This is a genomic window from Candidatus Benthicola sp. (assembly GCF_058719085.1).
This window is the reverse complement of record NZ_JBZQEK010000173.1, coordinates 1-24,492: the sequence shown is the minus strand read 5'-3', so window position 1 is coordinate 24,492 and position 24,492 is coordinate 1. Positions and strand designations below refer to the sequence as shown.

22 protein-coding genes are annotated in these 24,492 nt (G+C 66.6%); 10 read left to right on the top strand and 12 right to left on the bottom strand.

The window, feature by feature from the left end; all coding sequences use genetic code 11:
* On the bottom strand, positions 1–1,962 hold a 1,962-nt coding region (locus AC36XV_RS12615), incomplete at its 3' end, for a S9 family peptidase (RefSeq protein WP_492204039.1).
* 137 nt (positions 1,963–2,099) lie between these two features.
* Positions 2,100–3,092 carry a WD40/YVTN/BNR-like repeat-containing protein gene (locus AC36XV_RS12610; protein WP_492204038.1) on the bottom strand — a complete coding sequence of 331 codons (993 nt, stop codon included), beginning with the start codon at positions 3,090–3,092 and terminating at the stop codon, positions 2,100–2,102.
* 204 nt (positions 3,093–3,296) lie between these two features.
* Here AC36XV_RS12610 and AC36XV_RS12605 point away from each other — a divergent pair, with 204 nt between their 5' ends.
* Genes AC36XV_RS12605 through AC36XV_RS12595 form a run of 3 tightly spaced genes read left to right on the top strand, consistent with a single transcriptional unit; the run spans position 3,297 to position 7,443 of the window.
* Entirely contained in the window at positions 3,297–4,235 is a 939-nt protein-coding gene (locus AC36XV_RS12605; protein WP_492204037.1) for an ATP-binding cassette domain-containing protein, read from the top strand.
* Positions 4,232–6,505, top strand: coding sequence for a Gldg family protein (locus AC36XV_RS12600; RefSeq protein ID WP_492204036.1), 2,274 nt, complete (start codon positions 4,232–4,234; stop codon positions 6,503–6,505). The genes AC36XV_RS12605 and AC36XV_RS12600 overlap by 4 nt, the downstream gene beginning before the upstream one ends.
* On the top strand, positions 6,502–7,443 hold the full coding sequence (locus AC36XV_RS12595) for a DUF4340 domain-containing protein (protein WP_492204035.1): 942 nt from the start codon (positions 6,502–6,504) through the stop codon (positions 7,441–7,443). Before AC36XV_RS12600 ends, AC36XV_RS12595 begins: the two co-directional genes overlap by 4 nt.
* Here AC36XV_RS12595 and AC36XV_RS12590 read toward each other — a convergent pair.
* The 3 genes from AC36XV_RS12590 to AC36XV_RS12580 all read right to left on the bottom strand — a co-directional run bounded on the left by AC36XV_RS12590 (position 7,440) and on the right by AC36XV_RS12580 (position 9,949).
* Positions 7,440–7,907, bottom strand: coding sequence for a TonB family protein (locus AC36XV_RS12590; protein WP_492204034.1), 468 nt, complete (start codon positions 7,905–7,907; stop codon positions 7,440–7,442). The genes AC36XV_RS12595 and AC36XV_RS12590 overlap by 4 nt on opposite strands.
* Positions 7,908–7,974: 67 nt before the next feature.
* Complete coding sequence (locus AC36XV_RS12585) at positions 7,975–9,372, bottom strand: class II fumarate hydratase (protein WP_492204033.1); 1,398 nt, start codon at positions 9,370–9,372, stop codon at positions 7,975–7,977.
* 25 nt (positions 9,373–9,397) lie between these two features.
* Positions 9,398–9,949 carry a DUF192 domain-containing protein gene (locus AC36XV_RS12580; RefSeq protein WP_492204032.1) on the bottom strand — a complete coding sequence of 184 codons (552 nt, stop codon included), beginning with the start codon at positions 9,947–9,949 and terminating at the stop codon, positions 9,398–9,400.
* 294 nt (positions 9,950–10,243) lie between these two features.
* Between AC36XV_RS12580 and AC36XV_RS12575 the strand changes: the two genes are divergently transcribed.
* From AC36XV_RS12575 to AC36XV_RS12560, 4 genes are read left to right on the top strand one after another with little or no spacing between them, the layout of a single operon-like run.
* Positions 10,244–10,765, top strand: a complete 522-nt coding sequence (locus AC36XV_RS12575; protein WP_492204031.1) for a Fur family transcriptional regulator — start codon at positions 10,244–10,246, stop codon at positions 10,763–10,765.
* An 11-nt stretch (positions 10,766–10,776) separates the two neighbouring features.
* Positions 10,777–11,361 carry an orotate phosphoribosyltransferase gene (pyrE, locus tag AC36XV_RS12570; protein ID WP_492204030.1) on the top strand — a complete coding sequence of 195 codons (585 nt, stop codon included), beginning with the start codon at positions 10,777–10,779 and terminating at the stop codon, positions 11,359–11,361.
* On the top strand, positions 11,361–12,272 hold the full coding sequence (locus AC36XV_RS12565; protein ID WP_492204029.1) for a proline dehydrogenase family protein: 912 nt from the start codon (positions 11,361–11,363) through the stop codon (positions 12,270–12,272). Before pyrE ends, AC36XV_RS12565 begins: the two co-directional genes overlap by 1 nt.
* Before the next feature lie 19 nt (positions 12,273–12,291).
* Positions 12,292–12,867, top strand: coding sequence for a NifU family protein (locus AC36XV_RS12560; protein ID WP_492204028.1), 576 nt, complete (start codon positions 12,292–12,294; stop codon positions 12,865–12,867).
* A gap of 57 nt (positions 12,868–12,924) precedes the next feature.
* Here the strand turns inward: AC36XV_RS12560 and AC36XV_RS12555 are convergent, their stop codons facing one another.
* The 4 genes from AC36XV_RS12555 to AC36XV_RS12540 form a co-directional block, all read right to left on the bottom strand.
* A complete protein-coding gene (locus AC36XV_RS12555; RefSeq protein ID WP_492204027.1) occupies positions 12,925–14,067 on the bottom strand; it encodes a baeRF3 domain-containing protein in 1,143 nt (380 codons plus the stop codon).
* A gap of 75 nt (positions 14,068–14,142) precedes the next feature.
* Positions 14,143–14,487 (bottom strand): phage holin family protein, encoded by a 345-nt coding sequence (locus AC36XV_RS12550; RefSeq protein WP_492204026.1) that lies wholly within the window; start codon positions 14,485–14,487, stop codon positions 14,143–14,145.
* A gap of 72 nt (positions 14,488–14,559) precedes the next feature.
* On the bottom strand, positions 14,560–17,874 hold the full coding sequence (locus tag AC36XV_RS12545) for a BamA/TamA family outer membrane protein (RefSeq protein ID WP_492204025.1): 3,315 nt from the start codon (positions 17,872–17,874) through the stop codon (positions 14,560–14,562).
* Positions 17,875–18,002: 128 nt separating this feature from the next.
* Positions 18,003–18,533 (bottom strand): septal ring lytic transglycosylase RlpA family protein, encoded by a 531-nt coding sequence (locus AC36XV_RS12540; RefSeq protein ID WP_492204024.1) that lies wholly within the window; start codon positions 18,531–18,533, stop codon positions 18,003–18,005.
* A gap of 235 nt (positions 18,534–18,768) precedes the next feature.
* Here AC36XV_RS12540 and AC36XV_RS12535 point away from each other — a divergent pair, with 235 nt between their 5' ends.
* The 3 genes from AC36XV_RS12535 to AC36XV_RS12525 are packed head-to-tail and all read left to right on the top strand — an operon-like array spanning position 18,769 to position 20,949.
* The gene (locus tag AC36XV_RS12535; protein ID WP_492204023.1) at positions 18,769–19,179 is read left to right on the top strand and encodes a DUF302 domain-containing protein; all 411 of its coding nucleotides are present in this window, start codon (positions 18,769–18,771) and stop codon (positions 19,177–19,179) included.
* A gap of 25 nt (positions 19,180–19,204) precedes the next feature.
* Positions 19,205–20,593 (top strand): copper resistance CopC/CopD family protein, encoded by a 1,389-nt coding sequence (locus tag AC36XV_RS12530; protein ID WP_492204022.1) that lies wholly within the window; start codon positions 19,205–19,207, stop codon positions 20,591–20,593.
* A gap of 20 nt (positions 20,594–20,613) precedes the next feature.
* Positions 20,614–20,949, top strand: a complete 336-nt coding sequence (locus AC36XV_RS12525) for a c-type cytochrome (RefSeq protein ID WP_492204021.1) — start codon at positions 20,614–20,616, stop codon at positions 20,947–20,949.
* A gap of 27 nt (positions 20,950–20,976) precedes the next feature.
* On the opposite strand, the gene AC36XV_RS12520 is transcribed toward AC36XV_RS12525, so the two are convergent.
* The 3 genes from AC36XV_RS12520 to AC36XV_RS12510 are packed head-to-tail and all read right to left on the bottom strand — an operon-like array spanning position 20,977 to position 24,419.
* Positions 20,977–21,504: a HyaD/HybD family hydrogenase maturation endopeptidase gene (locus AC36XV_RS12520; RefSeq protein ID WP_492204020.1), complete on the bottom strand. Its 528-nt coding sequence runs from the start codon at positions 21,502–21,504 to the stop codon at positions 20,977–20,979.
* A gap of 22 nt (positions 21,505–21,526) precedes the next feature.
* A complete protein-coding gene (locus AC36XV_RS12515) occupies positions 21,527–23,224 on the bottom strand; it encodes a nickel-dependent hydrogenase large subunit (protein ID WP_492204019.1) in 1,698 nt (565 codons plus the stop codon).
* Positions 23,225–23,234: 10 nt separating this feature from the next.
* Positions 23,235–24,419, bottom strand: coding sequence for a polysulfide reductase NrfD family protein (locus AC36XV_RS12510; RefSeq protein ID WP_492204018.1), 1,185 nt, complete (start codon positions 24,417–24,419; stop codon positions 23,235–23,237).
* Positions 24,420–24,492 lie beyond the last annotated feature (73 nt).

The window sequence follows — 24,492 nt, the reverse complement described above, 5'->3', positions numbered from 1 at the left end:
GTTCTCCTCCGGCGTCCGCATGAACCGCTCGGTATAGATCGTATCGTACAGCTCCCAGGAGGTCACCGGCGCACCGGCGATGGCAGCGGCGACGCGGTCCTCGCCGAGCAGCGCGGTCATCAGCGCCATGTAGCCGCCGTAGCTCCATCCCCAGATTCCGATCCGTGACCGGTCCACGTAGGGCAGTTCACCCAGCTCCCGGATCGCGGCGAGCTGGTCGGCCGTCTCCAGCTGACCGAGCCGCATGTAGACCTGTTTCTTGAACTCCCGGCCGCGAGCCCCGGTGCCCCGGTTGTCGACGCTGGCGACGAGGATGCCGTCCTGCACCAGCATCTGGTGCCACAGGTAGCGCGCGCCGCCCCACGCATCGCGCACCGTCTGTGAACCCGGTCCTCCGTACACGTAGAGGAGGAGGGGATAGCTGCGGCCCGGGTCGAAGTCCCGGGGCTTGATGATCCACGCGTTGAGCGTCGATCCATCATCCGCCTCCAACGTGAAGAACTCGGGCTCCCGCAGGTCCAGCGCCTCGAGCTTGCCGGCCAGTTCCGCGTTGTCGGCCAGAATCCGGATCTCGGCTCCGTCGGACGTCTGGCGCAGACTCGTCACCGGGGGGCTGCCGATCGACGAGTACGTGTCCGCGAACAGGCTGAAGCTCGGACTGAAGCGAGCCACGTGCGTTCCCCGACCGCCGGCGATGCGGACCCTGTCGCCGCCTTCCAGCGGCGCGGCATAGACCGATCGGGTCGTGGGACTCTCGGAGGCCGCGGTGAAGAAGATGCGGCCGCTGGCCTCGTCGACGCCGTGAAACGCCGTCACGTCCCACTGGCCCCGGGTCAGCTGGCGCACCATCCGACCGCTCCGGTCGTAGAGATACACGTGCGTGAACCCGTCCCGGTCGCTGGTCCAGGTGAAGCTCGTCCCCCCGTCGATCCAGTGCAGGTCGTCTCCGGCGTCGAGCCATGCCTCATCCCGCTCCGAGAACAGCAGCGAGACCGCCCCGGTACCGGCATCTCCCAGCAGCAGGTCGAGCTGATTCTGGTGACGGTTGAGGCGTTGGATGATGACCTCACCCGAGGAGGCGGCCCACTCCATTCGAGGGATGTAGAAGTCCTCCGCCACCCCCACATCGAACCAGGTGGTCTCGCCCGAGGCCAGCTCGATGGACCCGACCTGGACCGTGGAATTGGCCTCACCGGCCTTCGGATACCGGACGCCATCGAGCTCCGGATAGAGCGGCATCCAGTCCACCAGCCAGTAGGTGCGCACGGGGCTCTCGTCGAAGCGCCAGAACGCGATCCTCGAGCCATCGGGGCTCCAGCGAAAGGCGTCACGGAGATCGAGCTCTTCCTCGTAGACCCAGTCCGTGGTCCCGTTGATGATCGTGTCGCTTCCGTCGAACGTGAGCCTGCGCTCCGTCCCGGCGGCCAGGTCCGTGACGAAGAGATCACGGTCTCGAACGAAAGCGACCTGGCGCGCATCGGGCGAGAACTTGGCGAACATCTGCCACCCTTCGGCCTCGCTCACGGGCATCAGTCGGCGGGTCGGAAAGTCGAACACGTAGTAGCGGCCCTTGGTGCGCGCCCGCCACACCTGCTGGCTCTCGGTGAAGATCAACAGGCGCCGGCCGTCCCGGGAAAACTCGTAGCCTTCGATGGCGATCGGCTCGTCCGCGTCCGGGACCTCGAGCTCGGCCGCGGAGATCAGCTTCTCCCGTCCCCCCGTTCGCGCCTCGATCTGCCAGAGCTCGTCGTGGCCCGCGGAGTCCGGTGCCACCTCGGACCAATGAAGACCGTCGGGCATCCACCGGATCGATACGCCGCTTCCCCGGAACTCCCCCGTGCCGAAGATGCTCTCGACCGTGAGCCCCTGCTGAGCCGGCGCGTGCGGTGCCATCGAAAGCGACCACGACGTCGCGGCGACCGTCAGGAGGGCCGCCCTGGTGACCAATCTCGGAACCATCATCGGAATCACTCCATCGATATCGCCCGCCGGGGACCGGTCAGGTCGCCTCACCCGGCATGGCAGCCGCGGGGTGTACCTCCGCGGACAGCTTCGCATCGTCCTGGTCCTGCGACTCGGCTGCGCGAGTCCCGGACCGCCTACAGAACCCTGAGAACCTGAACTCTCGGCAGCCCGTACAGGATCTTCGTCCATCGTCCGAGGACCGCGTTTCCGTAGTAGAGCCGTCCCGTGCTCGTTCCCACGAAGCCGGACTGACGGGTCGTTCGATCGGTGGCCAGGGCCGTGAAGGCCCCTTTTTCTCCCATCGTCGACGTCTTGAACGCTGCCCACGTCTCTCCCGAATCACGGCTCACGAGAAGGCGCGCCTTGGCATTGCCGCGGGACCCTTCCCAGGTCGCGGGAGGTCCCGCCGCCGTGGCCAGAACGAGCACGGAATCGCGCGCACCTCGCTCGAACTCCGCGTCCAGCCGGGTGCAGTAAGCCGTCCCCACCTCCCCGGCGTGCGGTTCCCACTTCCGGCCGCGATCCCGGCTGATGTGGAAGCCTCCGCCGGTGGCGGCATACACCCTCGATGAGTCCAGCGGGTCGGCCATCAGGAAGTGGACGTCGTCGAAAAGGCCCTCGTTGCAGCCGGTCCACGTGCGGCCGCCATCGTCGCTTCGATAGGCGCCTCCGATCTCGACCCCGGCGTACAGCCTCCTGGAATCGTGCGGATCGGCCGCGATCGTATCGACCCGTGCGGCGCCGTCGCCCGAGTCCTTCCAGCCCTCCCGCACACCGAGCACACGGAACTCCGTCATCTCCTCCCAGGTCGCACCGCCGTCGCTGGAGACGTGCAGGGCGGCCGGGCGCGTGCCGGCGTACAGCAGCTCGGGCTCGCGCGGAGACACGGCGAGGGACCGGATGGTGTGGCCGTCGAGGGACCCCGTCATCTGTTGCCACGTGTGGCCCTGATCATCGCTTCGCCACACCCCGTGACCGCTCACCGCGGCATAGAACCGGCGGCCCGCAGGAACGATCGAACGGACGTCATCGCCCTCGAAATGACTCTCCTCCACCTGGGCGGCACGCTCGCCATGCACCCACCGCACGACGTACAGCCCTCCCTTCGTCCCGACGAGTATTCGCATCGATTTCGATTCCTTATCTCGGCGCTGCTCGCGATCCCGGATCAGGAGCCGGACACCCGGCCCGTAGAGCACGTCAAGGTCGCTTTCGCGAGGCGTACGGGCAAGTTTCGGCTGCCGCCGGACGAACGTGCTTTGGAGATTCGATTGACAGGCATGCACGCTCCACTACTTTGGCCCACCGCCAACCCCATCAGAGGTCGAGGAATGTCGCTGGTTCGTCTTGAGGACGTGTCCAAGAGCTTCGCCGAGGTGCACGCCGTGGACGGCGTGTCCTTCTCGATCGATCGTGGTGAGGTCGTCGGCTTCCTCGGTCCGAACGGAGCGGGCAAGACCACGACGATGCGCCTCATCACGGGAGCCCTGGAGCCGGATGCGGGCTCCATCGAGATCGACGGCCGCCCCGTCCGGGAGGACTCGACCGAAGCGAAGCGCCGCATCGGGTATCTGCCGGAGGCCAATCCCCTGTACCAGGATATGCTGGTCGGCGAGTTTCTGACCTTCGTGGCACGGCTCCGCGGGATCGACCCGCTGAGCATCCCCGACCGGATCGATCCGGCGGTGGAGCAGACGGGAATCGGTGACGTCTACTACCGGCCGATCGGCCATCTGTCGAAGGGATACCGGCAGCGCGTCGGTCTCGCGCAAGCGATCCTCTCGGAACCGGACATCCTCATCCTGGATGAGCCGACCGAGGGCCTGGACCCGAACCAGCGGGTCGAGATCCGCCGCCTGATCACCCGGCTGGGGCGGGACCACACCGTGCTGCTGAGCACTCACGTGATGCAGGAAGTACAGGCGGTCTGCGACCGCCTGCTCATCATACACCGGGGGCGGATCATCGCGGACGGGGGCGTGTCCACCCTGCTCTCCGGAGAAGCGGGCGGCACGCGCGTGGTCGTCGAGATCGAGGGGCCCGAGAAACCGATCCGGGAGGGCCTGGAATCCCTTCCCCCGGTGGCCCGCGTATCGGGCATCGAAGGCGGCGACCGACCTGCCTTCCTCGTGGTGGGAAGCGAGGGGGCGGACCCGCGCCCGGCGATCTTCGGCCTCGCCCGGGACCGTGACTGGACCCTGTGGGAGATGCGGAAGCAGGAGGAGGACCTGGAGCAGTTCTTCCGCGACATGACGGAGTCGGCCTCATGATCCGGAACGTATCCACCATCGCGGGCCGGGAGTTTCGCAGCTTCTTCGACCAGGCCACGGCCTACATCCTCCTGGTCGTGTTCCTGGTCGCCAACTTCTTCTTCTTCTTCCGCACCGTATTCGTGACCGCCGAGGCCACGCTCCGTCCCATGTTCGAGCTGATGCCGTGGCTGCTCCTCTTCTTCGTACCCGCAGTAACGATGCGGACATTGGCCGAGGAAAGGTCGCGCGGCACCCTGGAGCTGGTGCTCTCCCAGCCGGTGACGGGACTCGAGTTTCTGCTCGGCAAGTTCATCGGCGTCATGGGGTTCATGGCCGTGGCCCTGGTGGGGACATTCGGGGCGGCCATCGGTTTGAGGCTGGGGGGCGCCCCCTACTTCGGCGTCATGGTCGCCCAGTATGTCGGCGCCCTGCTTCTCACGTCGGCCCTCACGGCGATCGGCCTGTGGGCGTCCTCGCTCACCCGGAACCAGATCACCGCGTTCATCGTTTCCCTCGCCACGATCTTCATCCTCATGGCGATGACCCTGAACGTGGTGCTGATCGGCCTACCGCCCGTGCTGGCGGCGGCGGCGACCCGACTCGGTCTTCTGACCCATTTCGCCGCGATCACGCGGGGCGTTTTCGACCTTCGCGACATCGTGTACTTCCTGTCCTTCACGGCCGCCTTTCTCGGACTCGCGTACATGATGATCGAGCGGGGCCGGTTGAATCTGAAGGGGAGCGCCTGGCGGACCCTCCGAATCGGGACCCTCGGCATCCTCCTGATCTGTGTCGTGCTCAACCTGCTCGGACGGCACATCCGCGGGCGCCTCGACCTGACGCCCGGCAAGGCCTACACGCTGTCTTCCACGACGAGGGAGGTGCTGGGCGAGCTGGAGGACGTGGTCACCCTCAAGTTCTTCGCTTCCAGGGAGCTTCCGCCGCAGGTGGAGCTCGTGAAGCGCGACGTCGAGGACCTCCTGGGCGACTACGAGTCGGCGGCCGGGGACAACCTGCAGCTGTTGCGCTACGCGCCCTCGGCCACCGATCCGGAGGGCCAGGCGGAGGCCGAGCGCATGGGCATTCCGGCGATCCAGTTCAACGTGCTCGGACAGGAGGAGTTCCAGGTCCGGCAGGGATATCTGGGCCTCGCGATACAGTACGCCGATCAGAGCGCCAACGTGCCTTTCATCCGGCAGACCGACGACCTCGAATACCGGCTGACGAGCGCCATCCTGGCCCTCACGGATCCCTCGCGCTCCACCGTGGGATTCCTCACCGGCCACGGCGAGGCAGGGATCTCCGGTGCGGCGTCCACCTTCGCGGAGACGCTCCGTCAGAACTACCAGGTGATGTCCGTGGATCTCGCCGGGGGAGAGGCGCCGGTTCCTGATTCCGTCCGCGTACTCGTCGTGCAGGGGCCGGAGTCGCCTCTTTCGGAAGCCGAGGGAGACCGTCTGCGCGATTTCCTCGCCCGAGGCGGGAACATGTTCCTGATGGTGCAGCCGCTCACCATCGATGAGACCCAGGCGTTCCCGAACCCGCAGGCTCACCCCGTGCTGGATTCCCTTCTCGCCGAGTATGGAGTCCAGGTCCCCGAGGGCATGGTGATCGATCACCGGTCCAGCGGTCGGGTGACGCTTTCTTCCGGATCGGGGGTTGCCTACGTGGTGCCCTATCCCCTGTGGCCGATCGTGGTACCGGCGAGCTCGAATGCGATCGTCGAGGGGCTCAGCGGTGTGCTTCTTCCCTGGGCCAGCCCGCTCGATCTTTCAGCAGCGGACACGTCGACCGTGACGCCGCTGCTGGCGACGACCGAGTTCGGCCAGCACCTGACGGGCCCACACCCGCTCAACCCGCAGTTCGACTGGAGCTCCGTGGCCGCGGACCTCAGGCCGCAGCCGATGGCGGCGGCCATACTGCCCCGGTCGATGGGCGGAGAGGAGGGGGCCTCCGGCGGTAGGCTGGTGCTCGTGGGAGACGCCGACCTCGCCTCGAATCGCTTCGTCGGAGGCGAAGGCAGCAACATCCTGTTCCTGACGAACGCGGTGGACTGGCTGGCGCAGGATGAGTCCCTGATCCGCATTCGGTCCAAGCTCAGGGGAGCCCCACCGTTGCTGTACGCATCGGAAAGGGTCCGGGACGCGGCCAAGTACGGTAACCTGATCGGCATACCCCTGCTGTTCGTTCTGGTCGGAGCCTTCCGACTCGCCCGAAGGCGGAGACTCCAGGGAATGACCTACGCTCGGACGGGCCGAACTCCGGAGGACGGGGGGGCGAAGTCGTGAAGTCGAAGCACCTCAAGGCGATCTTCCTGATCCTGGTCGCCCTCGTCGCCGTCTACGGCGTGACCCGCTGGGGATCCGGAGGGGGAGGTGCACCGGATGACGAACGCATCCCCGATGCCGCCAGGGCCGGCGGGGATCTCGTTCGTGTCCTCGGTCCGGGGGACGCAGACTCGCTTCGGATCGAAGCCTTGGACGGCGCCTGGACGGTCAACGGCTATCCCGCGGACACGTCCATGGTGCGGCGTCTGCAGGCCGGGCTCGACTCCGCCCGTGTCGGCAGGCTGGTGGCACGTAGTGCCTCCACCCATGAGCGCCTCGGAATCACGGACGAATTGGCCAGGCGGGTCGACATCGGGCCGGCGGAGGACCCGACGCTGTCGTTTCTCCTCGGTAAGGCAGGTGCAGATGGACGATTCGTACGTTTCCCTCCGTCCGAGGAGGTCTATGCCGTCCCCTCCTCCTCCGTCCGCCTGCTGGAACGGTCCCTCGAGGACTGGAGGAGCCGGGTGGTGGCAGAAGCCGACACCGGAGCGTTGATCCGCGTGGTCGTGCGGCGGGACGATCAGCCGGAGCCCACCATCCTCGAGAGGACCGCGCCAAGCGGCGCGGTTGAGTCCGCCTGGCAGATCGACGGTCAGGCCGTCGACTCGGCGGCCGTGGCCGGGCTGATGGGGGAGGCGAGCCGTCTGGAGGCCAGCGGATTCCCCACCGATTCGATCGCCTTCGCCGCCGACTTCAGCCGGGCGGTGGCGAGCCTGGACCTGTTCGACGCGGACGGGCCCGGTGCGGTGCCCGCCGTGTCCCTGCTCTTCCTCACGGCTCCGGACGCACCGGAGTTTCTCGTGCGTCGGGCGGACGACCCGCTGGCCTATCGGATCTCGGCCGCCCAGGCCGAGCGGCTGCTGCCGACGCGAGGGCTGCTGCTGGGAGAGGATTAGAGCTTAATCGCCTCGGGACGCGGCACGAAGTCGACGGGCTGAGCGATCCACACCGTGGCAGGCCTGCCATCGCTCGAGGCCGGAGTGAACCTCGCCTCCGCCATGACGCGCAAGCCGATCGAATCCAGAACGGGATCCCCGGAGCTCGTATGGGTGGTGATGGCACCCACGTGACCGGTCTCTACAACGCACACCCATAGAAGCACCCGTCCTCCCGCTTCCGGCCGTTCTTCCTCTTGCAAGGCGATCAGGTGCTCCGAGAGAGCCTGCCGATCCCGCAACCGGGGCTCCGAATCACGCGGGAAGTAGGCGGGCGCGCCGCAGGGATTCTGACGCACGTCGTAGGGCTCCGCCGGTGCGACACGCTCCTGCGCCCCACCCGACGACACTCCGAAAATGAGGATCAGGAGGATGGCGATCACGATCGCCGCCACCCAGTGAACCCGGTTCTTCGGATCGAACACGCGCGCCTCCCGCGATCGGACCTCCCCGCGACGCTCGCCGTCGGACGTCGCGGGGCGGCCGGGCCGCTCAGCTCACGTTCGGAGCCGTCATCTTCGCGAAATCGATGATGCCGGCCAGCTCCTCGTCCCCCATGAGATCCATCTCGCGCACGACCTCGCGCAGCGTCTTGTCCTCCTTGAGCGACTTCTTCGCCACCTCCGCGGCGCGATCATAACCGATCTCCGGCGCCAGCGCCGTGGACAGCGAGCCCGTGGTCTCGGCGTAGCGCGCGCACCGCTCCACGTTCGCCGTGATCCCCGACACGCAGCGATCGGCAAACGTGCGGCTGCCGGTGGACAGGATCTCGATCGACTCGAGCAGGTTGTGAATCATCACCGGGATCATGACGTTCAGCTCGAAGTTTCCGCGCTCGCCCCCGATCGTGATGGCCGCGTCGTTCCCGATCACCTGCGCCGACACCATGGTCAGCATCTCGGACATCACCGGGTTCACCTTGCCCGGCATGATCGAAGAGCCCGGCTGCAGCTCCGGCAGGTTCAGCTCTCCGATGCCGCACCGCGGCCCGCTCGCGAGCCAGCGGAGGTCGTTGGCGATCTTCATCAGGCTGCACGCCACCACCTTCAGCATGCCGCTCATCTCGACCACCGCGTCCCTCGCCGCCTGGGCCTCGAAGTGATTCTCGGCCTCGCGGAACTCCACCCCCGTGATCGAGCTGATCCGGGCGGCCATGCGCGCACCGAACTCGGGGTGCGTGTTGATTCCGGTCCCCACCGCGGTACCGCCGATGGCCAGCTCCCGCAGGGACACCCGGGCCCTCTCCACCCTCTCGATCCCGTGCTTCACCTGGCTCGCGTACCCGCTGAACTCCTGCCCGAGGCGCATCGGGGTGGCATCCTGAAGGTGCGTCCTCCCCGCCTTGTAGACCCCGTCGAACTCGACTTCCTTCGCCGCCAGGGCCTCCTGCAGGTGCGCGAGCGCCGGCAGGAGCTCACCCTCGACCGCGAAGAGCGCGGAGACGTGTACGGCCGTCGGGATCACGTCGTTGCTCGACTGACCCATGTTCACGTGGTCGTTCGGGTGAACGGGCTGCTTGCTGCCTACCTCGCCTCCGAGGATCACGTTGGCGCGGTTCGAGATCACCTCGTTGGCGTTCATGTTGGTAGAGGTGCCGGAGCCGGTCTGGAAGATGTCGAGCACGAAATGGTCATCGAGATCTCCGTCCATGACCTCCTGCGCCGCCTGCTTGATGGCTCCGGCGCGCTCGGCATCGAGGAGCCCCAGCTCCTCGTTCACCTCGGCCGCCGCCCTCTTGATCACCCCGAGGGCGTACAGGAAGCGTCGATCGAAACGAAGCCGGCTGATCGGAAAGTTCTGGCGTGCCCTCTCGGTCTGTGCCCCGTACAGCATTTCCGAGGGAATGCGCACGGGACCCATCGAGTCCTTCTCTTCTCTGTACTGTGACATTCTGGCACCCGCCTTTGATCGAATCTCAGAACTCGAGTCGGTCTCCCGGTCCGACTCCGTTCGCCTCGAACCAGCCCTGGTTCATCTCCAGGGCGTACATCATGGGCCCCCGGGAGTAGTAGTTCTGGTCGGATTGGGGCTCCATCTGCTCGACGTTCGTGATGACGCCATTCGCGTCGATGAACGCGATGTCGAGCGGGATCCGGGTGTTGCGCATCCAGAAGGACCGGACCTCCGCCGTACCGTATACGAAAAGCATGCCTCCGTTCTCGGGCAGCGAGTCCCGCTCCATCAGGCCCTTCTCCCTGAGCTGCGGATTGTCCGCGATCTCGGCCGACACCTCCACTCCGCCGATCCGGATCTTCGTCGTGCGCACGAGCCGGCCGCCGCCGGCCGGCGCCGGCTCACCCGCCTGCTGCTCGGACGACGCGGCGGCGTCCCGCGCGCCGTCACTCCCGCTGCCATCCGCCGATTCGCAGGCTGCAAAGACCAGCGCGAGGCCGCATGCGGCGGCCACCGCGAGGGGGCGACGGAGGCGTCGAAGGATCGAAAGGAGGATCGGGAGAGACTCGGTCATGGCTTGATTCCGGTGAGGTTCGTCGGAGGCTTCTGTCCCTGCCAAGATGCGTCCTCGATCGCCGCGCGCAAGCGGACGTCACGACGGGTTCGAGGGCGATTCCGGTGCTTCGGACAGTACCCGTTCCGGGGATGTTCGATCCGCGGCCCTGGAGCCCGAATCGCCCGAACGGGACCATTGAGAACCGTGAACCGAATCGGTACATTCTCAATCCGTTGAGAACGTCCGAAGGGGGGTCCGGATCGGCCCTCCCGGCCGATCCGTGTCGAGTCCGAAACCGCGCGCAGGACGGTCATGCCCAACCGCTCCACCACCGTGTCCACCCGACCGCCACTCGGCTGCGCCGCCGTCATGATGCAGGTCCTCAGGGGCGAACTGCGCGAGCGCGAGCTTCCCTTCACCCATCAGCGGGAAGCCATCGCACAGGTACTGTTCGAGTCCACCCGGCACCTGTCCGCCGACGACGTGGCGGCGGCCCTCCGCGAGCGGGGAGAGCATGCGGGAAAAGCGACCGTCTACAGGACGCTCGCCCTTCTGGTGGATCTCGGTCTGGCGACCGAGCACGACTTCGACGAGGGCTTCAAGCGCTACGAGACCCAGGTCGGAGCGGCCCAGCACGACCACCTGATCTGCACCGAGTGCGGCGGGGTGTTCACATTCAGCCACCCGGATCTGGACCGTATCATCGCGGAAGTCGCCGCGGAGCGAGGCTTCGACGCGATCACCAGACAGGTCAAGGTGTTCGGAACGTGCAGCGGCTCCGCATCGTGTCGAAAGGCCCAGAAGGCCTACCGAGATACGGAACTCCCTTCCTGACAGAGAGCGAAATGACTTCGCGTGAGAGACTTCTCCGTCTTTTCGTCGAGCGGTCCTTCCAGGAGGGAGACTTCGTGCTCGCCTCCGGCCGCCAGAGCCGTTTCTACATCGACTGTCGTACCACGACCATGCATGCCGAGGGACAGGTGCTCCTCGGAGAGGTCGGGGCGGATGCCATCGAGTCCGCGGGTTTGGAGCCCGATCTGATCGGCGGTCTCACGATGGGTGCGGACCCGATCGCCTATGCGATCGCGGGTGAGACGTGGCGCCGCGGTCGTCCCGTCCACGCATTCTCCGTCCGGAAGAGGCCCAAGAGACATGGCACCGGTCGGCGCATCGAAGGCTGCTTCGAGCAGGGCGCTCGCGTGATCGTCGTCGAGGATGTGATCACGACCGGAGGCTCGGCGCTCCAGGCCTGCGAAGCGGTTCGCCAGGAAGGCGGCACCGTGCTGGCGGTGCTGGCGGCCGTAGACCGTCAGGAGGGAGGCCGCGAAGCGATCGAGGTCGAGGGGCTGGACGTGATCACCCTGTTCGGAGTCGACGAGTTTCAGGCGTTCGTGGCGGACTTCGCCGCCCCCGGGAGGACCGACGACTGATGCTCAAGCACGCATTGCTCTTCCTGAGCGAACGGGACGACCTCAAGAAGGTCCTGTTCAAGCTTCCGTACGCGCGTCAGATGTCCGGCCGGTTCGTGGCCGGAGACACCTCCGAGGAGGCGCTGAGCGTGGCGCGCGAACTCAACGAACAGGGCTTCCGGGTGACCCTGGATCTGCTCGGCGAGAGCGTCTCCGATCGCTCGGAAGCCGAGCTGGCGGCCGCGGAGTACGCCGAGAGCCTGACGGAGATCGACGCGCACGAGGCGAAGACCACGATTTCGCTCAAGCTGACGCAGCTGGGGCTCGACATCGATGTGGACTTCTGCTACCGCAACCTGCTCGGGATCGTCCGGAGGGCGGAGGAGCTGGGCAACTTCGTCCGCATCGACATGGAGGACTCGGATCACACCCAGTCGACGCTCGATGTCTTCTATCGAGTGTTCGAGGAGCACCGCAACGTCGGCATCGTGATCCAGTCCTATCTGCACCGCAGCGAAGCGGACATCGCGCGGCTGGTGGAGATCGGAGCCCCGGTTCGCCTGTGCAAGGGTGCGTACAGCGAGCCCTCATCGGTCGCGTTCCAGGAGAAGCAGAAGGTGGATGCGAACTTCGTCCGGCTGATGAGGATGCTGCTGGACGGAGGAGCCGCACCCGCCATCGCCACTCACGATGAGCGGATGATCGACGCTACCCTGGAACACGTGGCCCGCAACGGAATATCGGACGACGCGTTCGAGTTCCAGATGCTGTATGGGGTGCGTCGGGACTACCAGAAGCAGCTGGTGGACAACGGACTGAACATGCGGATCTATTTGCCCTACGGGTCCCAGTGGTACTCGTATTTCATGCGTCGCATGGCGGAGCGACCCGCGAACCTGCTGTTCGTTCTGCGCGCCGCTGTCGGCGATTGAAGCCAAGGAGAAAGCGTACGTGGTCACTTTCACCGAAGGAGCGAAGGCCCACGTGGTGGCCTTCCTCGCAGACGAGCCCGAGCCCCTGGCGGTCCGGATCGAGGTTCTCGACTCCAGCCCGCTCGCACCGCGCTACGATCTGGCGCTGATCGAGGAGTCGGAGAAGGAGGCGGATGACGCGGTCTACGACGAGGGCGCGTTCGAAGTGGTGGTCCCCCGGTCCAGCGTAGACCTTCTCAAGGGCGCCACCGTCGACTGGGTCGAATCGATGCAGGGAAGCGGGTTCAGGGTCGAGAATCCCAACATCGTGCCGATCGGCGAGGGGATGAAGGACGGCCCCATCGCCGACCGTGTCCGCCACGTCATCGAGGGACAGGTGAACCCGGCGATCGCGAGCCACGGTGGCAGCGTCAAGCTCATCGAGGTCCGGGATGACGTCGTGTATCTCGAGATGATGGGTGGGTGCCAGGGGTGCGGCATGGCAGCGGTCACCCTCGCGCAGGGGGTGCGGAGGATCATCATGGAGAGCGTGCCCGAGGTGCGGGACATCGTCGACGTCACGAATCACGAGGCAGGGGCCAACCCTTACTACTGATCGTCCGTGATGGGGAGGCGGACCCGCCGACCGGTGCGGGCCCGCGTCCAGCCCGCCTCAGCGCAACACGGCAGCGATTCCCGTATCCACGGGCATGCTCGAACCGGACAGCACGAGCGCGCGTCCTCCGTATCGGATCGTCATCTCGGCCAGCTCATCGAGCAGGTCCACCGTGTCTCCGAGCGGGTCCTCTCCTCCGAGGCGGACGATCTCGATCTCTCCGGAGGTGCGGTCGATCCGACCCCAGATCACACGTCCCTTCTCGGTCAGCAGGAGCCGGATGCGGCCGGCGACCGCCAGGCGGGCGATGGTGCTGATGTCCGATTCCGTCTTGCCGCGGCCGAACGAGCCTTCCCAGAGATCAATCGCCTTCTCGATCTTGCCGTCCACGGACTTCCGGGCGATCGGCCAGGCGGCCGCGTGAATTCTTCCCTCGTCCCAGCCCGTGACGTTTCCGACGATGCCTTCGTCGGCCAGGTTCTCGAGCTTGCTGACGCTCCGGTAGATCGGGTGGTAGTAGTCCACCGCCGCGAGAATGATCGGACCGATCTCATCGGCGAGGAGTTCCCGCACCCCTGCGTCCACGGCGCGGAAGAACTTCTCGAGCTCCTGCTTGGTGTCATCCTTCCCCGCACCGTGCCCATGGAAGATCGGCGCCGAGCCGTGTCCCCGTGAGCTTCGGAGATTGAGACGGTCCGAGACCACCTGCGTACCGAGGGCCTCCTGCAGGCTGGTGGGCACCGCCGACAGATCGACCGGCGCGAGCTCGGATGCGGTACCCTCCCACAGCCGCACCTCCTTCTGGGCCACGGAGAGCACCCAGAACCGCTCGGGAGCCTGAAGAAACTCGATCAGCGGCTTGGTGTGGAACGTAGGTCCCACCACGACGAGGTTGGGTACTCGGGTGGGCAGCCTGTAGAGACGCCCGAAGTCCTCCGACGCGAACAGGGCCAGGCCCTCCGCCTGGTGTTGCCAGAAATCCTGGTCCCCGACGAGCGCCTCTATGGGAGCCAGCAGGTCGTCACCGCTGGAGTTCTCGGTCGCCATCATCTCCTTCGCCCGCTCGATCGCGGCACGCAGGCGGAGCGGCTGCGCGGCGACCTCGGCCCCCGTCCGATGCGTCTCCATGTAGATCGACACGGCGGGAGACGCCTCCACGCGAATCAGTTCCTTGAGTTGATCTCTTCCGAAGTAGTCCACGAGAGTCCTCGCCCTCCTTCCAGGGAGAAAGCGAACCGGAGCGATCGTCTCCCGGCGCTCCGGCGGAAACGGAAGTCAGTCTTTCTTGTCGACCCAGCCGCCGAGCAACATGCCGACGATGGAAACCACGATCGCGCCCAGCACGGCCGAGCCGAATCCCGCCAGCTCGAAGCCCGGGGTCAGCGCCGCGGTCAGGTAGAGCATGGCGCCGTTCACCAGGAGGTAGAACAGGCCGAGAGTGATCACGGTCAGCGGTAACGTCAGCAGAACCGCGATCGGCTTCAGGGTCGCGTTGATGAGGCCGATGACGATCGCCGCGATCAGGATCGTGCCGGTGTCCCTCGCCTCGATGCCGGGTACGAGGGCGACGGCCGCGTACAGGGCCGCGGCGTTGACGAGCCACCTGAGGATGAGTTTCACGTCGCTGCTCCTCCGGGATGAGTGGATGGGACGCGGGCGCCGGCCCGAGGCCGACCCGCCCGCGTCCTCTCCTTAGAAGGCCGAGAGCAGGCTGAACTGGAAGAACCAGCCCTTGTCCGGACGGCTGATCGGGTTCACGAAGTCCAGCTCCATGATCAGGAAACCGAGGAGGTTGAGTCGCGCGGCGATCCCCACGCTGGCCACGATCTCGTTGCAGTTGACGATGATCTCCTGATCGGGACTCCCATCACAGGTGAGCCTCGGAGTCGATCCATCTCGCCAGGCCACGCCCGCGTCGAAGAAGGGAGCGAAGTCGAGGGGCGGAGCGCCCGCGGACGGAATCAGGCCGAAGAACCCGAGCATCGGAATCCGATACTCGAAGTTCGCGGTCATGATCCGCGTTCCGAACAGGTTGTTGAACACGTCGCACGAGGTGACCGTGGAGGACGCGCACTCCTCGGCGCTGAAGGACCCGTCGCTGTACCCCCGAATGATCGAGGGATAACCGAGGTACAGCTCCGACAGGACGGGCACGTTCTCGTACCCCTGTACGGGGTCGCTCCGGATGTCGCCCCACGTGGCCTGCGAATCGGGCCCATACCGACCGTACGTCATCAGCCGGAAGGCGAAAGTAGTGGGACGCACCGGCATCAGGTACTTCCGGAAGTCGCCCAGCAGCGTGTAGAAATCGAGGTCGCCGAGTCGCGGAGACACCTCGAAGCGATACCGCTGCCCGAGAATCGGTCCCGTGCCGCCGAAGATGGTGTTGTCGTACACGAGCGCGGCCGTGGCGGTGGCCATGTTCAGGGACCCCGGTGACGGCAGCTCTTCCGTCTCCCGGCTCAGCTCCGTGCCGCCGAACGAGAGCTCGCTGACGCGGAGCTCGTTGTAGAAGTCGATACCCTGGTAGCCCACCCCCAGCTCGACTCGGTTGGCCCGACTGATGGGATAGCTGATTCCGGTCGAGGCGATCCGGTTGACCTGCCACTCCCGCAGCTCCGATTCCACGTACACGCCCTGCTCGTTGTCCACCGCGAGCCCGTAGCGTCGCGTCACGTATGGAATCTGACCGGCTTCCACGTTCCAGTTCCAGCGCGTCCGTCGATTCTCGTAGCCGACGATGACCGCCGAGCTGCGCAGGAGGTTCCCGTTCGCCGTGTTGATGTTGAAGAGCGTGCTCAGGTTCCGGTTGCCGAGCATGTCGCTGAAGTAGAGCTGGATCCCGCCCGCGAGGAACGCGCCGTACCGATCGGCTCCGGCCGCCAGCGTCGGCTGGCTCACGTAGTCCAGCGTGATCCCGGGCTTGTACGCCTCCTGCTCGAACGTGAGCGTGTCGGCGAGGCCGAGCTCCGGCTCGTCGAGCAGGACGGTCACGAGACCCGGCGACCGGTCCTGCGGAGGAAGAACGGCCGGACTGACGCCGGCGATTCTCTCCTCGATAGGCTCCCCTTCCAGGACCTCTTCGGAATCGATCCTGTACAGGTTGTAGTCCCCGCGCTCGAAGGCCGTGTAGACGAGACGGTCCGTGCCCGCGGCGGCCGAGATCGCCGGACTGAGCGCCGTGATTCCGCTCACCCCGGTGATCAGGTCGGTCACCTGGTGCAGCTGCCCACCCTGGAACTCGTACCGGTACACGTTGCTGATCCCGCTCACATCCGTGACGAAGTACAGGCTCTGCCCGTCCGGGGCCCACTGCGGGTCGATGTGCTTTCCGACGCCGAACACGGGCATCGCCTGGATCTCCGCCGAGACCGGGTCGATCAGGCCGAGTCGGTAGTTTCCGTACTTCAGGTCCGACAGGTCGGTCGTGAAGCGATCCGTCACGAAGGCGATCGTGGCTCCGTCCGGCGACCAGGCCGGCTGCAGGTCGGAGTAGAAATCACTCGTCAGACGACGGAGCTGCTCCGTCTCGAGGTCGAGCACGAAGAGGTCGGTGTACCCATCGATGATCGCGGCGAACGCCAGACGGCTCCCATCCGGTGAGAAGGTCGGCGTGAAGACCTCGCCCAGCTCCTCCAGCCGCACTTCCTTGACCTTCCGGCCGGACTCCGCCTCGATGATCGAGATGGCGGGACGCCCCTTCACGATCACCCCGAACGCGAAGTAGCGGCTGTCCGGGCTCCAGGATCCGGAGGAGTTGATGAACTGCAGGCTCTCGAAGTGCGAATCCACGGCGGTCTTGGTGAGCCGCCGAATCACCTTTCCCGTCTCGGCATCCGCCAGGAACATCTCGATGGAGAACAGGTCCTTCTCCGACAGGAACACCAGGCGCGAACCGTCCGGGCTGATCGCCGGGCCCACGTTCAGACCGCCGCCTCCCGTCTGCTTCGACACGAGCTGCACCGCTCCCTCGTGCTGCGGCAGCGGCGGAAGATCGTCCAGGTCGCCCAGTTGCTTCATGTCGCCCGGATCGACCGCCTCCCCGGGGCCCGCACCTCCCGGTCCTTCCCGGTCCGGCGCCGTATCCGTCGCCGCCGGCGGCGGAACGATCACCGCGAAGTCGGCCTGCTCCGCGAGGACTTCCTCCGCGACGGTGGAGTACGCGTCGTAGATGGACTGATGCCATTCCGCCTCGAGCTGCGGGATCGGAACCTGCAGTACCGCTTCGAGCGCCTGCTCCGGATTCCCGGACTGCCCGGCGACCTTCAGGACCTTGCCGATCGCCTCGTCCCCCCACTTCCCGGCCACGAACGCCCAGAAGGCCTGCCCCCATCGATAGGGGAAGTAGTCCCACTGCCTGGTCGTGAGATCGCGGAGGGTGGGCAGCCGGCAGCTGCAGGCCGCGGCATCCCGCATCCACATGGCGGTATGCGCGTCGACCGGTCCAACCGAGAGATACTCCGCCATGCCCTCGACGAACCACAGGGGCAGCAACAGGGCCGTGGGCCCGCGGAAGCCGATTCCTCCGCTTCCCGAGACGCTCGTGATGTCGAACTGGAAGGCGTGCACCAGCTCGTGACCGATCACGTGGTCCGATTCGTTGAGCGTCCCGGCGAGGGGCAGCACGATTCGCCGCTTCAGCACCTCGGTGACACCCCCCGTCGACTCGCCGATCTGGCCGAACACGGCATTGGTCTGTTCGAAGTCGGGGTGGCTGGCGTACAGGATCAGGGGCTGGCGACCCTTCAGCTCGTGATCGAGGAGCCGTGACACCCGCGCGTACCAGCGCTCCGACATCCGTGCCGCTTCCCCGACGATGGCCTCCATCTCGGGGTAGTAGTAAATGTCGAAGTGCTCGGTCTCGAGCACCCGCGTGTCGAAGGTCTTGTACTGTACCTTGTTCCGCCCGAAGTACTGAGCCTCGGCCGCGGCCGGTGCGACGGCCGCCGAGCAGGCCAGGATGAGAAAGAAGTGCAACGCCCTCGAAACGAACGGGCCACGCGTCATATCGTGCCTCCATCGGCCCGAAGGCGCCTGGCCTCCGGAGTGATTCCGCCCCTCTGGTGCTGGTTTCGATCCATACCCGTCGGGGTCGGCCGAGTTTCTCCGACCTTCAGCGGCCGCCGCCGATCGGGTCACTGGCAAGGACGAACCATTCCGTCGTACCGATCCCGGGCCCGCTCCGCCTGCTCGAGGTCACCGTACGGACCGAGCGAAACCCGATTCAGGCCATCGGTCCCGCTGCTCACGATCACGGGCAGGCCCCGGTCCCGGAAGCTCGCGGCGACCCTCTCCGCATTCGCCGGATCCGAGAACGCGCCGACCTGAACCATGCTGCACGTCAGCAGCGCGGACATCTGGGCGATCGTCAGCCGCACGCGCGCCGTTCCGGGACCCAGCATGTCGAGGTCACGGGCCGCGGCCAGCGACACATCGATGATCCGGTCGTCCACGAACGGTCCACGATCGTTGATCCGCACCACGGTGCGCCGGCCGTTGTCGAGATTCGCCACCTCGACGCGTGTGCCGAACGGAAGCCGCCTGTGGGCCGCCGTCAGCTCCTCCATGTCGTAGACCTCACCGGAGGCCGTCCGCTTCCCATCGAAACCGGGTCCGTACCAGGAGGCGACCCCCCGTTCCGACCAGTTCTCGCTGACGCTCGTCATCGGGGGAGGCGTCGTCCCTCCACACGCGACGATCGACAGGGAATAGAAGACCAGCGGCACTCTGACCGAACGGAAGAAACGCATGGAGGTAAAGATACGGTGCCGGGCGCGGCGGCGGGAGTCGCGCGGGGCGGATGCCCGCGGTTCGCCCTGATTGCGCTCCGGAGATCGGGCGCGCACCATGAAGGGCGGCAGATCGAGTAGCTTTCGACCGGAACGACTTCTGGAGACGTGAATGAAGGACACCGAATACGGGATGCACCGAACCCTCGAGGGTATCGGATTGAACGAGGCGATCGAGCGGATCACCGATGCTCTCCGGGAAGAAGGCTTCGGGATCCTGACCCGGATCGATGTCGCCGAGACGCTCAAGCAGAAGATTGGGGCCGACTACCGCCCCTACGTCATCCTGGGGGCCTGCAACCCCACGCTGGCCCACCGGGCGCTGACGGCGGACGACAACATCGGCCTCATGCTTCCATGCAACGTGGTCGTGGCAGCAACGGGAGAGGGCTCGGAGGTGGCGTTCATCCGCCCGCACGCGATGATGGACATCGCGGATGCCGACGGCATTCGCGGGGTGGCCGACGAGGCGCAGGAGAAGCTCGAGCGGGCCCTCGCCGCCGCGACCTCCTCGGGTTCGTGAAGAGCGGTCACGCAGGAATCTCCCGATGGCAAGGTCCCTCCTGACACGCTCGGGCGCGGTCCACGCGCGCGCCCGACGGCTGATGGCGGCCTTCCTGATCGCGAGCCTCGCGCCAGCGCTCACGGCAGGCGCCTGGCGACCGCCGGACCTCGTGCACACGCGCCTGGAGTCCTCGGTGCCATCGGATGGAGATACCCTCGCGCGGATGCCGGAGCGCCTGGAGCTGCGGTTCAGCGGTCCGGTCAACCCGGCCCTGAGCGCCCTCATCGTCCTGACCCCTGAGGGGGATTCGCTGCGCGTGGAGGTCGAATCCGGCTCGGACGACGGCCGGGTTCTCCAGGGAGCCGCGCCCGATCTCCCCGCCGGCCGGTACACGGTGCTGTGGCAGACCGTCTCCGGGGATGGGCACCCGGTATCGGGAGAGATCCGCTTCGTCCTCGCGAGCCTGTCCGGTGTGGGCACCGGCCTCGCCCCTGATACGGCGGCGGTCGAAGCGGGAGTCCCCGACGCGCCGTCACGCGAGCCGACGGACGACGGAACCGTGGAGGAGACTGGGCGAGACATCGAGGCGGAAACGGGAGGCCCGTCCCCCGGCGGCGTGGCGCTCGCAGCGCTCGCGACCTTCTGCCTGCTGGGATTCGCCGGGCTGCTGTGGCACTGCGGATCCCTCCCCCAGGTGGCCGAACCTCGCGTCGGGCGAGCGATCCGGGCCTTCGGTGGGCTCGCCCTCACCCTCGGCCTGATCGATCTCGTCTCATGGACCCTCCGTGTCGTACCGGAAGGCGGGGGTCTTTCGGCCTATGGCGCCGCTCTCGGGTCCGGTACCGGGCTGGTCGATTCTGCGAGGCTCGCGCTGACGGCCGGGGCGATCGCGCTTCTGGCGAGGCGACCGCGACCGGCGGCTGCAGCGGCCCTCGCGGCGGTCCTGATCGGCGCGGCGGCCGGGCACCCGGCCGTGTTCTCCCCATGGCTGACGATCCCCGCGAATGCCCTCCACCTGGGTGCCGCCGCGATCTGGCTGGGAGGCCTTCTGCTGCTCGTGACGATCCCCGATCGGCCCTCCGTCGAGGCAGGCGGGTGGACGCTGGCCGGGACGGTCCGGTCGGTCTCGTCTTCGGCTCTGCTGGCCGTCCTTCTGATCGCCGCCTCCGGGATGATTCAGTCGATCCGTCTCGTGGGCGAGATCGGGACCCTGGCCAGCACCGACTACGGCCTGGGTGTGCTCGCCAAGTCGGGCGGGCTTCTCATCCTCGTCGGTTTCGGCGCCTTCCACCGGCTTCGGGTGCTTCCCGAACTGGAAGGCGACGGGGGGAGACGGTTGCGCCGCACGGTGCTCGCCGAGATGATCGTGATGCTGGTCGTGGTGCTGGTGGCGGTGTGGCTCGCCCACGTCCCGCCCCCGATCGAACACTGAACGTCGAACCGGAATCCCGAATGAAGCCCCTGCTTCTGGTCGCATCCGTGCTGCTGGTGCTCCTGACGACCGCGTGCAATCGGGAAGGACGCAGAGTCTACCTCGCCGCGGGGTGCGACGAATGCCACGGGGTCGACCTTCAGGGCACGCGCACCGGGGGGCCGCCGATTCGTGGGACGCGGCAGCACTGGGACGTGGATGGCCTGCTGGCGTATTTCTCGAATCCCGACAGCGTGGCGGACGTCACCCCTCGACTGATGGAGCTCCGGTCGTATTACGAGTCGGGCATGAAGCCCCTGGACTGGCCGGACCCCGAAGGACGGAGGGCCCTCGCGAAGTACGTGCACCGCTGGTAGGGCTGTTCGCCCCGGTACGAGCCGACTTCAGCCGGCGGCCCCCTTCTCCCACCAGATGTCGGGCTCGAGAGGCTCGTCTCTCGCAGTGGCCGGCACCCCGAGTCGCTCGAGCTCCGCGAGGACGGCCTGCACGGCCATGGGGACCGCTTCCCGTACCGGGTCCGTGAGTCGGGGATCGTACTCCGTGGCTGCCGGGATTACCCCCACGACGAGGACGTGCCGCGGGGACAGGTCGTGGAGCTCGAGAGCCAGCAGCGTCTCCTTGAGCCCCGGGTCGTGGGGGGACGTTCGCTGGGCCGGCGGGTGCTTCAGCAGCTGATCCCGGTCGTACAGTCGCAGCTCACCCGGCTCTCCATCCGAGCGTACCGTGTCGACCACGATCAGGTGGTCCTGCCCCTGCAGGTAGGGGCTGAGCTGCAGGCCGGGGGTCCCCAGGTCGAGCACCTGCACGGTCTCATCGAACTCCCAGCCGGCCAGCAGGGTCTGGATGACGTAGGGCCCCAGCCCGTCGTCCTGCTGGAGGACGTTGCCGAGGCCCATGACCGTCACCGCCACCGGACGAGCTCCTCCGCGGCGGTCAGAGAGCTTTGACCTTCGCGATCTCCTTGCCCTCCGGATCCAGCGTGTGGATGGCGCAGGCGAGGCACGGGTCGAAGGAGTGGACCGTGCGAAGCACCTCGAGCGGAAGCTCGGGATCCGCCACGGGATTCCCCATCAGCGACGCCTCGTACGGTCCCTGGCGTCCCTGCGCGTCGCGCGGCCCGGCGTTCCAGGTGGAAGGAACGACCGCCTGGTAGTTCTTGATCCTCCCGCTGTCGATCACCACCCAGTGCGACAGAGCACCCCGGGGAGCCTCGTGGAATCCGAATCCGCGCTGCTCGCCCGCTGGGAACTCGGGCGGGTTGAAGATGTCCGTGTCGCCGGAGCCGATGTTCCCGACGAGCAGCTCCCAGTGCTTGTAGGAAAGCTCGGCGAGAATCGCCGTCCGGAGTGCCCGCGCCAGGTGCCGGCCGAGCGTCGAGTGGAGGTGCTGCAGCCCGAGCTGCACGCCGGCCATGCTGGAGGCCTGCGCGACGGCCATGTCCACGTACTTCCGGGTGAGCTCGTGGCCCGTGGCGTATCCCACGAGGATCTGGGCGAGCGGCCCGACCTGCATGGGCTCGTTCGCGAACCGCGGCGACTTCACCCACGAGTACTTCCCGTTGTCCTGGAAGTCCGTGTACATCGGGTCGGTGGTCTCTTCCCACGGATGCTTCTGCCAGTCTCCGTCGTACCACGAGTGAGCGATGCCCTCCTGGACGTTGTCGCGGAAGTACTCGTCCTTGAACGAGGTGATCGCCCGCGCCGTCCCGATGTCCCCGTTCATGATCGTGCCGCCCGGAAGGTCGAACTCCGTGCCGGCCGTGTCGAGGGGCAGGTCGGGGACGGCCAGGTAGTTCTTGACCCCGGCCCCGTATCCGAGCCAGTCGGGGTACATCGAACCGATGGCGATCACGTCCGGAATGTAGACCTCACGGACGAAGCGGGTGACGTCGTCCAGCAGGTCCTTGATGGCGTAGAGCTTGTTGAAGTTGAGCGTGGCCTCGTTGTCCAGGTTGATCGCGTTGGCGACGCCACCCACGGCGAGGTTCTGGATGTTGGGCGTCTTGGACCCCAGAATGGCCACGATCTGATTGGCCTTCCGCTGATAATCCAGCGCCTGGAGGTAGTGTGCCACCGCCAGGAGGTTCACCTCGGGCGGCAGCTTCATCGCCGGGTGTCCCCAGTAGCCGTTGGTGAAGATGCCGAGCTGGCCGCTCTCCACGATGCCCTGCACGCGGTCCCGCGTCTGCTGCATGACCTGGACGCTGTTGCCCGGCCAGTCGGAGAGGCTCTGCGCAATCTGTGCGGCCCGCCTGGGATCTGCGCTGAGCGCCGAGACGACGTCGACCCAGTCGAGCGCCGAAAGATGGTAGAAGTGCACGATGTGATCGTGCATGGCGTGGGCGCACAGGATGATGTTGCGGATGTACTGGGCGTTGAGAGGGATCTCCATGTTCAGCGCGTTCTCGATCGTTCGGACCGAAGTGATCGCGTGAACGGTGGTGCACACGCCGCAGAAGCGCTGTGTGAACAGCCAGGCGTCTCGCGGGTCCCTCCCCTCGAGGATCGTCTCGATGCCTCGCCACATCTGGCCGGACGCCCAGGAATTGCGGACCGACCCGCCCTCGACCTCCACGTCGATGCGCAGGTGGCCTTCGATACGGGTGATCGGATCAACGACGATGCGTGCCATCTCTCACTCCTCAGGCTTTCGCGGCCGCGGGGGGCGCGCCGGTCAGAATGGGGAACCGCTTGATGATCACTATGTAGGCCGCGATCTCGAACGCGACGAGACCGACGGTGATCAGGATCTCCGGAATCGCCGGGAAGTAGCTCCAGTGCTCACCCGGTCGGAAGGCGAACCAGTACGCCGAGAAGCGATACAGGGCCCCTCCGAACACGATCATGAGCGACGCCCGGAACAGGTACGTCCTGTCCGTGCGCTTCGCCCTGTTCATGAGCATGAGCGCCGGCACGAGGAAGAGCAGGAGCTCGACGAGGAACAGGATGCTGTACACGTCGAACGCGAAGACGTAGGCCAGCTTGCCCTGCCAGATCACGTCTCCCAGCCGCACGACCACGTACGCCAGCAGCACGACGACCATCGCGTCGCCCAGGCCCGCGAGCACGCGGGTCTCCCGGGGCCGCTTGTAGACGGTGCGCGAGACCATGGTCTCCATGATCGTGACCCCGTAGCCCATGCCGACACAGGAGACGAGGAACAGGAACGGGATCCACGTCGTGTACCAGAGCGGGTGCAGCTTGGGGCCCGCCAGCAGGATCATGCTCCCGAGGCTCGACTGGTGCATCGTGGGCAGCAGCATGCCCAGCGCGATCAGCCACGGCATCGCCTTCTGCACCTTCGGCGTGGCCGCCGTGGCGAACCTCTTCAGGAACGAGTCTCCACCCTTGGCCCACTGCTCGAGAAAGGCCGGCGACAGCTCGATCCAGAGCACGAACGTGTAGAGCATGATGCAGAGCGCGACCTCGAGCTGGATCGAGCTCAGGTTCCATGTCCAGAAGAAGATCGGGAGCTTCCACGTCCACCAGACCCGGCCCACGTCGATCAGCACGCCGATCGCCCCGAGCGTGTAGCCGAGTGCGCTGGCCAGGAGCGCGGAGCGCACCAGCGGGTGGTACTTGCCCTTGTTGAAAGCATAGACCAGGAGAGCGATGGCGTAACCGCCGCACCCGAGGGCCGTGCCCGTCACCACGTCGAACGCGATCCAAAGGCCCCACGGGTAGCCGTCGCTCAGGTCGGTCACCGCGCCCAGGCCCGCCGCGAATCTCCACAGGAGCAGAACGGCGGCGATCCCGACGAGGATCAGCAGCCCCTTCATGGTGGGGGTGAGAAGCTTCCCTCCGACCGGCGTGGCTCGCGCGCTCATGATGCCACCTCCTGGTCCGCTTCTGCGTCCTGCTGACGGCGGCTTCTCCAGGTCAGACCGGCGAGAACCGCGT

Bases quoted from the DNA above. Each gene is read 5' to 3' on its own strand.
- AC36XV_RS12610 (WP_492204038.1), bottom strand. From the start codon at position 3,092: ATGCGAATACTCGTCGGGACGAAGGGAGGGCTGTACGTCGTGCGGTGG.
- AC36XV_RS12605 (WP_492204037.1), top strand. From the start codon at position 3,297: ATGTCGCTGGTTCGTCTTGAGGACGTGTCCAAGAGCTTCGCCGAGGTG.
- AC36XV_RS12600 (WP_492204036.1), top strand. From the start codon at position 4,232: ATGATCCGGAACGTATCCACCATCGCGGGCCGGGAGTTTCGCAGCTTC.
- AC36XV_RS12585 (WP_492204033.1), bottom strand. From the start codon at position 9,372: ATGTCACAGTACAGAGAAGAGAAGGACTCGATGGGTCCCGTGCGCATT.
- AC36XV_RS12580 (WP_492204032.1), bottom strand. From the start codon at position 9,949: ATGACCGAGTCTCTCCCGATCCTCCTTTCGATCCTTCGACGCCTCCGT.
- AC36XV_RS12575 (WP_492204031.1), top strand. From the start codon at position 10,244: ATGCCCAACCGCTCCACCACCGTGTCCACCCGACCGCCACTCGGCTGC.
- pyrE (WP_492204030.1), top strand. From the start codon at position 10,777: ATGACTTCGCGTGAGAGACTTCTCCGTCTTTTCGTCGAGCGGTCCTTC.
- AC36XV_RS12565 (WP_492204029.1), top strand. From the start codon at position 11,361: ATGCTCAAGCACGCATTGCTCTTCCTGAGCGAACGGGACGACCTCAAG.
- AC36XV_RS12545 (WP_492204025.1), bottom strand. From the start codon at position 17,874: ATGACGCGTGGCCCGTTCGTTTCGAGGGCGTTGCACTTCTTTCTCATC.
- AC36XV_RS12540 (WP_492204024.1), bottom strand. From the start codon at position 18,533: ATGACGAGCGTCAGCGAGAACTGGTCGGAACGGGGGGTCGCCTCCTGG.
- AC36XV_RS12535 (WP_492204023.1), top strand. From the start codon at position 18,769: ATGAAGGACACCGAATACGGGATGCACCGAACCCTCGAGGGTATCGGA.
- AC36XV_RS12530 (WP_492204022.1), top strand. From the start codon at position 19,205: ATGGCAAGGTCCCTCCTGACACGCTCGGGCGCGGTCCACGCGCGCGCC.
- AC36XV_RS12525 (WP_492204021.1), top strand. From the start codon at position 20,614: ATGAAGCCCCTGCTTCTGGTCGCATCCGTGCTGCTGGTGCTCCTGACG.
- AC36XV_RS12515 (WP_492204019.1), bottom strand. From the start codon at position 23,224: ATGGCACGCATCGTCGTTGATCCGATCACCCGTATCGAAGGCCACCTG.
- AC36XV_RS12510 (WP_492204018.1), bottom strand. From the start codon at position 24,419: ATGAGCGCGCGAGCCACGCCGGTCGGAGGGAAGCTTCTCACCCCCACC.